This window comes from Pseudomonas vancouverensis (assembly GCF_004348895.1).
GTDB lineage: Bacteria > Pseudomonadota > Gammaproteobacteria > Pseudomonadales > Pseudomonadaceae > Aquipseudomonas > Aquipseudomonas vancouverensis.
The window spans coordinates 33,302-46,086 of the sequence record NZ_RRZK01000028.1 but is presented as its reverse complement, the minus strand read 5'-3'; the positions used below and the strand labels follow the sequence as shown (position 1 = coordinate 46,086).

Below are 12,785 nucleotides of genomic sequence, written 5' to 3'. Positions count from 1 at the left end.
TCATTCTTCCACGCGAACTTCACGGAACATGCCCATTTCCATGTGGTACAGGAGATGGCAGTGGTAGGCCCAGCGACCGAGCGCATCGGCGGTGACCCGATAGCTGCGCCGCGAGCCGGGCGGCATGTCGATGGTGTGTTTGCGCACCATGAATTGGCCCTTTTCGTCTTCGAGGTCGCTCCACAGGCCATGCAGGTGGATGGGGTGCATCATCATGGAGTCGTTGACCAGCACGATGCGCAGGCGCTCGCCGTACTTGAGGCGCAGCGGCTGGGCGCCGGAGAATTTCACGCCGTTGAATGACCAGGCGAACTTTTCCATGTGCCCGGTCAGGTGCAGTTCGATTGTGCGGCCAGGCTCGCGGCCGTCCGGGTCTTCGAAGGTGCTGCGCAGATCGGCGTAGGTGAGGACGCGGCGTCCGTTGTTGCGCAGGCCCATGCCGGGGTCATCGAGTTTGGGCGTGGGGTTCATGGTTTGCATGTCCACCAGCGGGTTGTCGGTTTCCGACGCTGGATGGGACTGCATCATGGGCATGGCCATATTGCTGTGATCCATGCCTGCCATGTTGTCGTGGTCCATACCACCCATGCCCATGTCGGCCATGGTCACCAGCGGGCGCGGATCGAGAGGCGGAAGCGGTGCTGTCAAACCCGGCTTGATGGCGAGGGTGCCACGGGCGTAACCACTGCGGTCCATGGCCTGGGCGAACAGGGTATAGGCCGCTGCGGTCGGTTCGACGATCACGTCATAGGTCTCGGCCACGGCGATGCGAAATTCATCGACGCTCACCGGTTTGACGTGCAGGCCGTCGGCGGCGACCACGGTCATTTTCAGGCCCGGGATGCGCACGTCGAAGTAACTCATGGCCGAGCCGTTGATGAAGCGCAGGCGCAGTTTTTCGCCCGGGCGGAAGATGCCGGTCCAGTTGGTCTCCGGCGACTGGCCGTTCATGAGGTAGGTGTAGGTGGCGCCGCCGACGTCGGCGAGGTCGGTGGGGTTCATGTTCATTTCAGCCCACATCTTGCGGTCGGCAACGGTCGCGGCCCAGCCGTTGTCGCTGACGTCACCGATGAAGTCGCCGACGGTGCGCTTGTGAAAGTTGTAGTAGTCGGACTGTTTTTTCAGGGTTTTCATCAGGCTGACCGGGTCTTCATCGGTCCAGTCGCTGAGCATCACCACGTAGTCACGGTCGTACTGGAAGGGCTCGGGCTCCCGGGCGTCGATCACCAGTGGCCCGTAGACGCCAGCCTGCTCCTGAAAACCGGAGTGGCTGTGATACCAGTAAGTGCCGTTCTGCCGCACCTGGAACTGGTAGACATACATGCCGCCGGGCTCGATGCCTTTGAAACTCAGGCCCGGCACGCCGTCCATGTTGCTCGGCAGGAGGATGCCGTGCCAGTGGATGGAGGTGCTGTCCTTGAGCCGGTTGCGCACCCGCAGCGTCACGGTGTCGCCTTCGCGCCAGCGCAGCAACGGGCCAGGGATGCCGCCGTTGATCGCCATGGCCGTGCGTGGGTTGCCAGTGAAATTGACCGGGATTTCGCCGATGGACAGGTCGAAATCGGTGCCGGCCAATACCTGCTGTTCTCCGGGACTGCTGACCGCCCAGACCGGTGCGCGCCATAACCCGGTGCCGCTCAGCAACCCGCCAATGGCCAGGCCTTTGACGAAGGTGCGTCGTGAAGTGTGGGAATCCATGCCGAGTGTTCCGCCCGTCAGCCTGTTGAATGTTCAACGAGGCTAAAGGGCGGTGGCTTTCAGCAGGCTGAGGCGGGGATTACAGTTTTGACAGCCGGACAGTTTGCTTATTGGCGGGAAGTGGACTTTTCTCTGGAGGCGACGGTGCCGCTGCCACAGTTGATGTAGGACGACGACTTCAACCAGCGCTGGTCCGGGTAGTAGGAGAACAACAGCTGGCCATCTTTCATCGAATCGATCAGGCGTCGGGCAATCGCCGGCCTCACCGCCGGGCAACCCAGGCTTCTGCCGATGCGGCCGTTGATGCGTGCCAGCACCGGGCTGACGTATGGCGCGCCATGAATGACGATGGCGCGGTCGAAGGCGTTGTCGTTGAAGCCGGGTTCGAGGCCTTCCATGCGCAGCGAATAACCGTTCTGGCCCAGGTAACTTTCCTGGGTGCGGAACAGTCCAAGGCTGGTGGCGAAGCTTTCGTTCTGGTTGGAGAACAGCGTGGCCATGTTTTCACCGCTGTTGCGGCCATGGGCAACCAGTTCGTGAAACAGCAACTTGCGGCGTTTAAGGTCGAAGACCCACAGGCGTTGTTCGGTCGACGGCAGCGAGTAATCGATGACGGCCAGTCGCTGGGCAGGGGCATCGCCCTGGGCACGGCTGCATTGGGAAGCACGAACGGCGAGGGCAATGACTTTCGAATTGGCGTCGGGAGCTGCTTTGACCAGCGCCTTTTCAAGCGAATCGGCGTAGGCTGACTGTACTGAAAGGCACGTCAGTAAAATGGCAAATAAAAGGCCAGAGCGGTTTAGCGCCATAGTCGGGTCTCATCATGATAATTTCGAGTCTAGCAGCCAACAGGAAGCTGGCCGTTTGAAACGGGAGATTAAGGATTATCCATGGTGCAATTAACAAGGTTATTCGTCATAAGCCACCTGTTTTTTATGGGACTTCTGATCAGCGGTGCAGCGTCGGCGCAAATTTCGCCGATCGAGCCGGTATCTGTGGCGAACAGCGGAGTCGATGCTGCCGCCCCTGACGATGTGCTTGGCCAGACCATCCAGGCATCGCTCGAGCCGTTGCGCTCGGCCTTTCCGCCACTGCTCACCTCGCGGCGTTACCAGCGCGTGGACGTCAATCGCGTGGTCATGGATTTCTACATGCATCGCAACTACCGCGCCGCCTGGACCGACGAGCGTGATGTGACGCAATTGCTCAAAAGCCTCAATGACACCCAGCTGGACGGCCTCAACCCGGCGGACTTCCGCGTAGCCGAGCTGGCCCGGGCCCATGCGTTCGTGCAATCGGCGGATGCCACCGTGGCACAAAAGGCGACTTTTGACATGGCCGCCACCCGCACCTTCATCACCGCCGTGCAACAGCTACGCCGTGGCAAGGTGGATCCGGCGCGGCTGGACGCCCACTGGAATTTCGACCCTGACGGTGCCCGCGATGACCTGAGGGCGCTGTTCGCCGACGTCGATGCCCATGACGTCGCGCGTGCGTTCGCCGAAGCGCCGCCGCAGGAAGCGATCTACCGCAACCTGCGCGATGGCCTGGCGCAATTGCGCAAGGTCCGCGATGCCGGTGGCTGGCCGAGAGTCACCGAAGGGCAGTCGCTCAAGCCCGGCATGGACGGCGTCGCGGTCAATCAGTTGCGCGCACGCCTGGTGGCGGGCGGCTATCTGGACGCGCACCTGTCGAAAAAGGCCGGTTACGACGACAAAGTCATAGCCGCGGTGAAGAGATACCAATCCGAACAGTACCTGGGCGCGGACGGTGTGGCTGGCGCGACGACGCTGGCGGCGCTGAATGTGCCGGTCGAAACGCGGATCGATCAGGTGCGGGTCAACATGGAGCGCGCCCGTTGGTTGCTGTACAAGCTGCAGGGCACCTTCGTGATGGTCGACATTGCCGGCTATAAGGTGGCGATGTACCGCGACGGCCAGCCGATCTGGCGTTCGCGGGTGCAGGTCGGCAAGCCGGTGCGCAGCACGCCGGTGTTCCAGGCCGAGATCACCTACATCACCTTCAACCCGACCTGGACCGTGCCACCGACCATCCTCAAGCAGGATGTGATTCCCAAGATCCAGAACGATCCCGGCTACCTGGCCGCCAACCGGATTCGCGTGCTGGATCGCGAAGGCAATGTGCTCAGCCCGTCGAGTGTCGACTGGAGCAATCCACGGGGTATCAGCCTGCGCCAGGACGCCGGGCCGGACAGTTCGCTGGGGCAGGTGGTGATCCGCTTCCCCAACGATTACGCGATCTACCTGCACGACACGCCGCACCGCGAGCTGTTCGCCAAGACCGTGCGCGCCACCAGTTCGGGCTGCATTCGCGTCGAACACCCGCTGCAGCTGGTGGAATTGCTGTTCAACGACCCGATCCGCTGGAGCAGTGAAGGCATCCAGAAACAACTGGCCAACGGTCGCACAGAGAACATCCGCTTGCCGGTGAAAGTGCCGGTATTACTGGCCTACTGGACGGTGGACCTGAGCAGCGACGGGCGCGTGGTATTCAAACCTGACGTGTACGACTACGACAGCCCGCTGTTGAAAGCGTTGAACCAGCCTTCGACGCTGCCGGCGTTGACCGGGCTCGGGCCGACGCTGCCTTCCCTGGCCTCCGGGCAGAACAAACTCTGACAGTGCGGACAAAGGCGCCTGAACATCAGGCGCCTTTGTCCAGCAACTGGCTGAAGCTTTCCAGCTCGCCTTTCTCCAGATCCGAAATCACGATGAAGCGCATGTGATCCCGTTCCCACGAAACGATGTTGTAGCCACGGAGCAACTGACTCTGGTGCGCGGTATCGGCCTGGTTGGTTGGCAGGATAAACACGTTGATGATGTGCTTGGCCCGGCCGTAGGTCAGCGCCGCGGTGGTCTGGTGTTGCAGGTAGTCCAGCCGCCCGCCGAGTAACGCAAAGCCCTGGGCGGCGTAGTCGAACACCGGTGGCGAGAAGTCCAGCTTGCCGGTGAACCACGGTTTGACCGTGTGCCGGTCGGAGGACACCACATCGTTCAGGTGATCGCCCATCAGTGAGCGCACATGGCTGGACACGGCTTCGTCCATCAAGGGTTGCTCGCTGCCCGGCGTCGCCACGTAAAGCACCACGGCCAGGGCCAGTGCTGCGGCCGAGAAGGCCGGGGCGAGCCAGCTGCGCAGACGCGTCAGCGTGTTGGTCGTCGGTGAGACCTGACTGAAGATCTGTTCACTCAGCGATGGCGGCGCCGGGTAATAGGCTGCATGGCGCTTCACGCTGCCCATCAACAGCTGCGCCTCAGCGAGCGCCCGAGTGCATTGAGCGCAGGCCGACAGGTGCTGCGTCACCTTCGCCGTATCCGCCGAATCCAGTTCCCGGTCCAGGTAGCCATGCATCAGCACCTGGCATGTCGTGCAGTCGAGGTCAGTCATGGCTGTGCAACTTCAGTAGTTCCAGCTTGAGCATCGAGCGGGCGCGGGCCAGTCTCGACATCACGGTGCCGATGGGGATGTCGACGACCCGGGCGATGTCCTTGTAGGGCAGGTCTTCCAGTTCCTTGAGCACAATCACCTCGCGATAGGCCGGGGGCAGGGCGCTCAGGGCCTGCTGGAGCAGTGCGGCGTTTTCGGCATGGATGGCCAGCAGCTCCGGGGTCTGGCCGTGGCTCAGGGCCAGGTCGTTTTCCGCGAGTTCATCACCAATGGCCAGCCAATGCTGGCCGGCGGAAGCCTTGAGCCAGGTGTAGCTTTCGTTGCGCACGATGGTCAGGAACCAGGCCTTGGCGTTGCCGTCGGCGAAACGATGCAGGAACCTGAAGGCACGCAGCGCACTTTCCTGCACGACATCGCGTGCGGCGGCGTCGTTGCCGGTGAGCCAGCGCGCGAGGTTGTAGGCCGCATCCATATGGGGCGCAAACAACGCCTCAAATCGCTTCATAGTGATTTCCGCACCATCCCGTTCCTGTAACCGCGAATCGCCCGGTTTTATTCCCGGAAAAACATTTATTTTTTCACCCGGAATAAAGTCTCGGCGTGCCCGGTTGTACCTCGTGTCAGCTACATCACTGTAGACCGCAGCGAGGGTGTACCGATGGACATTCACACAAAACCGCAACGACGCACCGACAGCCTGCTCAATCCCGATCGCCGTACCTTGCTCAAGTGCTCGGCATGGGCCGGGGCCGGGGTGCTCTGGGCGTTGAGCGGCGGCATTCCCCGGGCTTTTGCGCTGGACGAGTCGGGCCAGGTGTCCGATCCCAAGGCACTGGCCAGTACCTTCCACTTCGTACAACTCAGCGATTCCCACATCGGCTTCAACAAGGAAGCCAACCCCGAGCCGGTGAAGACCCTGCAGGTGGCCATCGACAAGGTGATCGCCTTGCCCAGACAGCCGTCGCTGATCCTGCATACCGGCGACATCACCCATCTGTCCAAGGTCGAGGAGTTCGACACCGCCGCGCAATTGCTCAAGGGCCTGCCGTCCACGGTGCATTACGTGCCGGGCGAGCACGACACCCTCGACGAGGGCGGCGGCCAGCTGTATCTGCAGCGATATGGCAAGGGCACCAAAGGCAACGGCTGGTACAGCTTCGATGACCACGGCGTGCATTTCATCGCGCTGGTCAACGTCTTCAACTTTCAGGCCGGCCGTGAAGCCAATCTCGGTGCCGACCAGCTCGCCTGGCTGGCCGATGACCTGAAGGCGGTGAGCACCAGCACGCCGGTGGTGGTGTTTACCCACATTCCGCTGTGGACGATCTATCAGCCATGGGGCTGGGGCACCGAGGACGGCGACCAGGCCATCGCCATGCTGCGCAAGTACGGCTCGGTGACGGTCTTGAACGGGCACATCCATCAAGTCATCCAGAAGGTCGAAGGCAACATCACCTTCCACACCGCACGCGGCACGGCCTATCCGCAACCGGCACCGGGTGCCGCGCCGTCGCCGGGGCCGATGACGGTGGCCGCCGATCAATTGCGCAATTACCTGGGGTTGACCCAGGTGAACGCGACCCAAGGCGATCATCCATTGGCATTGATCGATTCGACACTGGTGTAGGAGGGTGATGCGATGAGAAAGCCTCTATGGGGACTGCTGGGTCTGATCGTGTCGATACCGGTCTGGGCGTCGGACGTGAACATCGACATCAAGGAGTTCATGTACGGGCCCAAGGATTTGACCGTGGCCGTGGGCACCCGGGTGACCTGGGTCAACGATGACGAGGTGCCGCACACCGTGGCCGAAACCCACAAGGCCTTTCGCTCGGGGGCGCTGGACACCAATGACCGGTTTTCCTGGGTGTTCAATACGCCGGGCGAGTACGAGTACTTTTGCGCCTTGCACCCGCAGATGACCGGCAAGATTGTCGTTACCCAGTAACCGCTGCGGGCACAGGGGACCACTCGGCGAGTGGTCCCCCTTTTGTCACAGATTACCCCGTAAACTAGGCGCACAAAGACTGAGGGCTTTGGGCCGGTGCCCATGCCTTGCCCTGACAGGATGAGTTTTTTGCCCAACCGCCATCACGATGTGCACCATGCCCCTGGCATCACATTGAAACGCTTACCGCTGCGCAAGGCCGCGGTGTGTTTCATTGGCGCGGTGTGGCTGTGCCTGTGCGGTTTGCTTTACCTGCAACTGGACCAGTCCCGCAGCCATGACCTGAGCCTGGCGCAGGTGGCATCGACCAACCTGACCCGGGCCATGGCGCAGCAGGCCGAAGATACCTTCATGAAGGCCGACCTGGTGCTGACCAGCCTGGTGGATTTGATCCAGATGGACGGGGCCGGCCCGCAGCAGCTTGAGCGCTTGCAGAAAACCTTTGCCCGCCGGGTGCTGACGCTGGACCAGTTGCACGGCATCCTGCTGTTCGACCGCAACGGCCAGTGGGTCGTGACCTCGTTTGAAAGCCTGCCGCGCGGTCCCGGCGTCGCCGACCGCGAGTACTTCAAGTTTCACCAGCAGAACGTGACGTCCGTGGCGCACATCGGTCCGGCGATCCGCAGCCGGGAGAACGGTGAGTGGATTATTCCGATTTCCAAACGCATCAATGATAAGGACGGCAACTTTCAGGGGGTATTGCTGGCCGGCATCAAGATGTCGTACTTCGACCAGTTCTTCAAAAGCTTCAGCCTTGATGACAAGGGTTCGATGTTCCTCGGCTTGACCGACGGTACCTTGCTGGCGCGGCGTCCCTTTGTCGAATCGCAGATCGGTACCTCCGTGGCCCAGAGCGAGATCTTCAAGAATCTCCTGCCGCAGGCGAATTCGGGCAGTGCGATGTTCACCTCGTCCATTGATGGTGTGACGCGCATGTATGGCTACCGGCAGCTGGAGGCCTATCCACTGGTGGTGACGGCGGCGTCCTCCATCGACACTATCCTCGCCGGTTGGTATGACACGGCGTTTCGCTCCAGCATCATCGTCGCGCTGGTGCTGGTCGGCGTCGGGCTGTTCGGCTGGGTGTTCATTTATCAGGTGCGTGTCGGCGAGCAGGTCGAGAAGGATTTGCGCCGGGCCCAGGAGGCGCTGGAACTGATCGCCACCCACGACAGCCTGACCGGCCTGGCCAACCGTCGCCTGTTCGAGCGGGCGCTGGACATCGAGTTCGGCCGTGGTGCGCGGCAGGTCAGTCCGCTGAGCCTGATCATGCTCGATATCGATTATTTCAAGCGCTACAACGATACCTACGGCCATGTGGTGGGCGATCACTGCCTGGCCGAGGTGGCGCGGGCGCTGAAAAGCTGTTGCCATCGCAAGGCTGACCTGGCGGTGCGTTATGGCGGTGAGGAGTTCGCCGTGCTGCTGCCCGACACCGATATCCATGGCGCGATGACCATTGCCGAGCAGATTCGCCGCAGCGTCATCGACAAGAACATCAGCCACAGCGGCTCCCCCAACGGTTACGTGACGGTCAGCCTCGGCTGCTATTCGTTCGTGCCGTCAGGGCGCGACAGCATGGACGTATTCATTCAACGCGCGGACGCGGCGCTGTATCAGGCCAAACATTCGGGGCGTAATCGGGTGGCCAGCCTGTCCACGGAGAGCAGTGTTGAAACGCTGATGCGTTCGGATCGCTGACACCTTGCCGCTTACTGGCTGCTTTTGCCGGTAAAGCTGCCCGTGCCGCCACCAGCTCCTCCGGTGCCACCGCCCGGCGCACCCGTGCCGCCACCGGCGCCGGAGCCCGGGCCGTTCACTCCCGTGCTGCCGCTCGACGAGTTGGGGCCCTGCCTGCCGACATTATCGGCGGAGGGTTCGCTGGGCCTGTTTTTGTCCGGCGACATGCTCGAACTGCGCGTGGTTGGCGAGTCGGTAGTATTTGCACTGGTGCCATCGCTGGACGCGGCGAAGGCCGTGAGCGACGTGGCGGACAGCAGTCCGATCAGGGCCAGTGAAGTCATTTTGATGTTCATCAGCGTGAGCCTCCAAAGTGGGGTCATTACCTGATGTTGGTCTGAGGACTGCGCGGTTGGTGCCCTTTGAATGACCAGCGGTGCAGCCAATCCCCGCCCGCTGTAGGAGCGAGCTTGCTTGCGATGGAGGACCAGACAACCTGGGCTATCTGGATGCCCGCGTCATCGTTGACGACGACCATCGCGAGCGAGCCCGCTCCCACAGAGGGCATTAAGCCAGGCGTTGCTCAAGCCGCTGGCGCACCTGCGGCCACTCATCATCAATGATGCTGAAGCGCACCGAGTTGCGTTTTCGCCCGTCCGGCATGATCCGTTCGTGACGCACGGTGCCTTCCTGTTGTGCACCGAGGCGCAGGATCGCCTGGCGCGACGTCTGGTTGTTTTCGTCGGTGGTGAACTGCACCCGCACGCAGTCCAGCGTCTCGAAGGCATACCGCAGCATCAGGTACTTGGCTTCAGTGTTGACGAAGGTCTTCTGCCAGCGTGCGGAAATCCAGCTGCTGCCGATTTCCAGTTTGCGATTGTGCCGGTCGATTTTCCAGAAGCGGGTCGAGCCGATCACTTCGCCGGTTTCGTTGAGCACGATGACGAAGGGCATGACCGTGCCGGCGTCGCGACCGTCAAGGGCTTTTTTCAGATAGGCGTCGACGGTGGTACTGGAGGGCACTACGGTGACGGTCAGGTTCCACAGTTCGCCATCGCTGGCGGCCTGCACCAGTGCATCGGCATCGCTGTATTGCAGTGGGCGCAGGCTGATTCGGCGACCTTGCAGCGGCGTATCCATGGCGTTGAAACTCTCGGCAATTGGGCGGTGTCTATTACGCCGTAGCGGAAGTGGTGGGCGCAACCACCGAAGCGGCCAAGTGGCGGACATGGGGGGGCAGTAGGGCACGCACAAGCGCCGTTGATTTCTTTCAGGCGCGGCCATTGCTTAAATCAATTGTCGGCGACAGCGCTTCATCCCTTATACATAACGGCCATCGGCGGAGCGATCCGCAGCGACCGTACAAAAGGACTGAACGATGAGCGAGACACGCCTGAATAACCCTGCTTTGTATCTGCAGCGACTGGGTTTCGCGACACCGCCAGCGCCGACGCTGGAGACCTTGCGCCAGTTGCAACTGCGCCATACCGGCGAATTCCCCTTTGAAAACCTCACCACCCTGTCCGGCGAGCCGGTGCTGATCGATCTGCCCTCCATCGAACAAAAGGTTTTGCACGACGGTCGCGGCGGTTACTGCTACGAACTCAACAAGCTGTTTCTGGCCTTGCTCGAAGAACTGGGCTTTGACGCCCGCGCGATCAGTGGCCGGGTGGTGATGGGGCAGCCTGAAGGCAGCTGGACGGCGCGAACCCATCGCCTCAGCCTGGTCACCTTCGATGGCGTGCGCTACATCACCGATGTCGGCTTTGGCGGCATGGTGCCGACCGCACCGTTGTTGCTCGACTCCGGCGCTGAACAAAGGACGCCCCACGAAAGCTACCGCATCAAACAGCACGCCGATGGCTACACCTTGCGCGCCAATGTCGCGGGCGAGTGGCGGCCGATGTACATCTTCGACCTGCAGCGTCAGGAGGACATCGATTTCGCCGTGGGCAACTGGTACGTCTCGACGTATCCGGAGTCGTCGTTCGCCAAACAGTTGATGGTTGCGCGCACCGGACCCGGCTGGCGGCGCACGCTCAACAACGGCAGTTTTGCCATCCATCGGGTGGGGGCAGAGAGCGAACGGCGGCAGCTGACGGATGTTCAAGCCTTGTTGGATCTGCTCGAGGTGGAGTTTGGCATCCGCGCGCCGCAGAGCGGGCAATTAAGGTGCACACTGGATCGACTGATCGCGTCGCCTGAATAACCGCTGACCGTACACAAGACTCAAGGGGCTGATCTCAATCGTCGGCCCCTTTTTGTTTCAAGCCGGCTGTGTTTCGCCTGAAAAAGGGGCGGCTTGCGACGAACGTTGCTGGATACCCGGTACGTCAAAGTCCCACCGACGGCGGCTCAGACCTACAAATATTTCAATGTGTTAGAGGAGGGCACGACTATTGCTGGGTAGGGACAGGTGAACGTTGATTCATTTAGTGACTGATGAGTTGTATACAACTCTATAGACATTTGTCCTATCTGTTGCATACAGTGTGCGCATAACAAAAACCAGGGAACCCCCTACCATGAAAACGCCCCATGTTTCACACCAACGGCCCGAGGACGAAAACCTAGGGATCGGCGCGAATATGGCTTATGGCCTGCAACATGTTCTGACCATGTATGGCGGTATCGTCGCGGTGCCTTTGATCATCGGCCAGGCGGCCGGGCTCTCACCGGCGGACATCGGTTTGTTGATCGCTGCTTCATTGTTTGCGGGGGGGCTGGCAACGCTGCTGCAAACCCTGGGTGTACCGTTTTTTGGTTGTCAGTTGCCGCTGGTGCAGGGCGTTTCGTTTTCCGGCGTGGCAACCATGGTGGCGATTGTCAGCACGGAAGGTGAGGGAGGCTTCCAGGCGATCCTGGGGGCGGTGATTGCCGCCTCCCTGATCGGTTTGTTGATAACACCGGTGTTCTCGCGCATCACCAAGTTCTTTCCGCCGCTGGTGACCGGCATCGTGATCACCACCATCGGCTTGACGCTGATGCCGGTGGCGGCACGCTGGGCTATGGGTGGCAATAGCCATTCCCCGGAATTCGGCAGCGTGGCCAATATCGGCCTGGCCGCGGTGACGCTGATGCTGGTGCTGTTTCTAAGCAAGATTGGCAGCGCGACCATTTCCCGCCTGTCGATCCTGTTGGCGATGATCATCGGTACGATCATCGCGGTGTTCCTGGGCATGGCGGACTTCTCGTCCGTCGGCCAGGGCCCAATGTTCGGTTTCCCCACGCCTTTCCATTTCGGCATGCCCACCTTCCACTTCGCCGCGATCCTGTCGATGTGCATCGTGGTCATGGTGACGCTGGTGGAAACCTCGGCCGACATCCTCGCGGTCGGTGAAATCATCGACACCAAGGTTGACTCCAAGCGTCTGGGCAACGGCCTGCGCGCCGACATGCTGTCGAGCATGATCGCGCCAATCTTCGGCTCCTTCACCCAAAGCGCGTTCGCCCAGAACGTCGGCCTAGTGGCGGTTACCGGGATCAAGAGCCGTTATGTGGTGGCCACCGGCGGTCTGTTCCTGGTGATCCTCGGCCTGCTGCCGTTCATGGGCCGGGTGATTGCCGCCGTACCGACCTCGGTGCTCGGCGGTGCCGGTATCGTGTTGTTCGGCACCGTGGCCGCCAGTGGCATCCGCACGCTGTCCAAGGTCGACTACCGCAACAACGTCAACCTGATCATCGTCGCCACATCGATCGGCTTCGGCATGATCCCGATTGCTGCACCGAACTTCTACGATCACTTCCCGAGCTGGTTCGCCACCATTTTCCACTCGGGCATCAGCTCTTCGGCGATCATGGCGATCGTGTTGAACCTGACCTTCAACCACTTCACCGCCGGCAACTCGGATCAGCAGTCGGTGTTTGCCGCAGCCGCTGAGCGCGTCCTGCGCTACCAGGACCTGGCCGCACTGCGCGAAGGGGATTACTTCAGCGACGGCAAGCTGCATGACTGCGACGGCAAGGAAGTGCCGGTGATCGAAGCGGAGCATGGCAGCGCGGAACACCGGGCAACGCATTCGAAAAGCAGTGAACACGTCTGACGCTTGAG

Annotated in this window: 12 protein-coding genes; 6 read left to right on the top strand and 6 right to left on the bottom strand. The window is 61.4% G+C overall.

The features are described from left to right. Positions 1–1,698, bottom strand: a complete 1,698-nt coding sequence (locus EIY72_RS19315) for a copper resistance system multicopper oxidase (protein ID WP_093217831.1) — start codon at positions 1,696–1,698, stop codon at positions 1–3. A gap of 107 nt (positions 1,699–1,805) precedes the next feature. Next, on the bottom strand, positions 1,806–2,507 hold the full coding sequence (locus EIY72_RS19310; protein WP_093217834.1) for a murein L,D-transpeptidase catalytic domain family protein: 702 nt from the start codon (positions 2,505–2,507) through the stop codon (positions 1,806–1,808). A gap of 81 nt (positions 2,508–2,588) precedes the next feature. On the opposite strand from EIY72_RS19310, the gene EIY72_RS19305 reads away from it, so the two are divergent. Continuing rightward, positions 2,589–4,337 (top strand): L,D-transpeptidase family protein, encoded by a 1,749-nt coding sequence (locus EIY72_RS19305; protein WP_093217837.1) that lies wholly within the window; start codon positions 2,589–2,591, stop codon positions 4,335–4,337. Positions 4,338–4,362: 25 nt separating this feature from the next. On the opposite strand, the gene EIY72_RS19300 is transcribed toward EIY72_RS19305, so the two are convergent. Together EIY72_RS19300 and EIY72_RS19295 are read right to left on the bottom strand one after the other, a co-directional pair. Further along, a complete protein-coding gene (locus EIY72_RS19300; protein WP_093217840.1) occupies positions 4,363–5,106 on the bottom strand; it encodes an anti-sigma factor family protein in 744 nt (247 codons plus the stop codon). Then, the gene (locus tag EIY72_RS19295) at positions 5,099–5,611 is read right to left on the bottom strand and encodes a sigma-70 family RNA polymerase sigma factor (RefSeq protein WP_093217843.1); all 513 of its coding nucleotides are present in this window, start codon (positions 5,609–5,611) and stop codon (positions 5,099–5,101) included. Before EIY72_RS19295 ends, EIY72_RS19300 begins: the two co-directional genes overlap by 8 nt. 153 nt (positions 5,612–5,764) lie before the next feature. Here EIY72_RS19295 and EIY72_RS19290 point away from each other — a divergent pair, with 153 nt between their 5' ends. From EIY72_RS19290 to EIY72_RS19280, 3 genes are all read left to right on the top strand, one after another. Beyond that, positions 5,765–6,733, top strand: a complete 969-nt coding sequence (locus tag EIY72_RS19290) for a metallophosphoesterase family protein (protein WP_093217846.1) — start codon at positions 5,765–5,767, stop codon at positions 6,731–6,733. Positions 6,734–6,745: 12 nt separating this feature from the next. Next, entirely contained in the window at positions 6,746–7,054 is a 309-nt protein-coding gene (locus EIY72_RS19285; protein ID WP_093217849.1) for a cupredoxin domain-containing protein, read from the top strand. Positions 7,055–7,174: 120 nt separating this feature from the next. Further along, positions 7,175–8,755, top strand: a complete 1,581-nt coding sequence (locus EIY72_RS19280; protein ID WP_371315400.1) for a sensor domain-containing diguanylate cyclase — start codon at positions 7,175–7,177, stop codon at positions 8,753–8,755. An 11-nt stretch (positions 8,756–8,766) separates the two neighbouring features. On the opposite strand, the gene EIY72_RS30040 is transcribed toward EIY72_RS19280, so the two are convergent. Together EIY72_RS30040 and EIY72_RS19270 are read right to left on the bottom strand one after the other, a co-directional pair. Then, positions 8,767–9,093, bottom strand: a complete 327-nt coding sequence (locus EIY72_RS30040) for a hypothetical protein (protein ID WP_197678853.1) — start codon at positions 9,091–9,093, stop codon at positions 8,767–8,769. Between the two features lie 208 nt (positions 9,094–9,301). After that, entirely contained in the window at positions 9,302–9,874 is a 573-nt protein-coding gene (locus EIY72_RS19270) for a GNAT family N-acetyltransferase (RefSeq protein ID WP_093217858.1), read from the bottom strand. Between the two features lie 238 nt (positions 9,875–10,112). On the opposite strand from EIY72_RS19270, the gene EIY72_RS19265 reads away from it, so the two are divergent. Next, complete coding sequence (locus EIY72_RS19265; protein WP_093217861.1) at positions 10,113–10,943, top strand: arylamine N-acetyltransferase family protein; 831 nt, start codon at positions 10,113–10,115, stop codon at positions 10,941–10,943. Between the two features lie 316 nt (positions 10,944–11,259). Continuing rightward, positions 11,260–12,777 carry a nucleobase:cation symporter-2 family protein gene (locus EIY72_RS19260; RefSeq protein ID WP_093217864.1) on the top strand — a complete coding sequence of 506 codons (1,518 nt, stop codon included), beginning with the start codon at positions 11,260–11,262 and terminating at the stop codon, positions 12,775–12,777. Positions 12,778–12,785 lie beyond the last annotated feature (8 nt).

Excerpts from the sequence above, each read along its gene's own strand:
- EIY72_RS19315 (WP_093217831.1), bottom strand. The coding sequence starts at position 1,698 with ATGGATTCCCACACTTCACGACGCACCTTCGTCAAAGGCCTGGCCATT.
- EIY72_RS19310 (WP_093217834.1), bottom strand. The coding sequence starts at position 2,507 with ATGGCGCTAAACCGCTCTGGCCTTTTATTTGCCATTTTACTGACGTGC.
- EIY72_RS19305 (WP_093217837.1), top strand. The coding sequence starts at position 2,589 with ATGGTGCAATTAACAAGGTTATTCGTCATAAGCCACCTGTTTTTTATG.
- EIY72_RS19300 (WP_093217840.1), bottom strand. The coding sequence starts at position 5,106 with ATGACTGACCTCGACTGCACGACATGCCAGGTGCTGATGCATGGCTAC.
- EIY72_RS19295 (WP_093217843.1), bottom strand. The coding sequence starts at position 5,611 with ATGAAGCGATTTGAGGCGTTGTTTGCGCCCCATATGGATGCGGCCTAC.
- EIY72_RS19290 (WP_093217846.1), top strand. The coding sequence starts at position 5,765 with ATGGACATTCACACAAAACCGCAACGACGCACCGACAGCCTGCTCAAT.
- EIY72_RS19285 (WP_093217849.1), top strand. The coding sequence starts at position 6,746 with ATGAGAAAGCCTCTATGGGGACTGCTGGGTCTGATCGTGTCGATACCG.
- EIY72_RS19280 (WP_371315400.1), top strand. The coding sequence starts at position 7,175 with ATGAGTTTTTTGCCCAACCGCCATCACGATGTGCACCATGCCCCTGGC.
- EIY72_RS19270 (WP_093217858.1), bottom strand. The coding sequence starts at position 9,874 with ATGGATACGCCGCTGCAAGGTCGCCGAATCAGCCTGCGCCCACTGCAA.
- EIY72_RS19265 (WP_093217861.1), top strand. The coding sequence starts at position 10,113 with ATGAGCGAGACACGCCTGAATAACCCTGCTTTGTATCTGCAGCGACTG.
- EIY72_RS19260 (WP_093217864.1), top strand. The coding sequence starts at position 11,260 with ATGAAAACGCCCCATGTTTCACACCAACGGCCCGAGGACGAAAACCTA.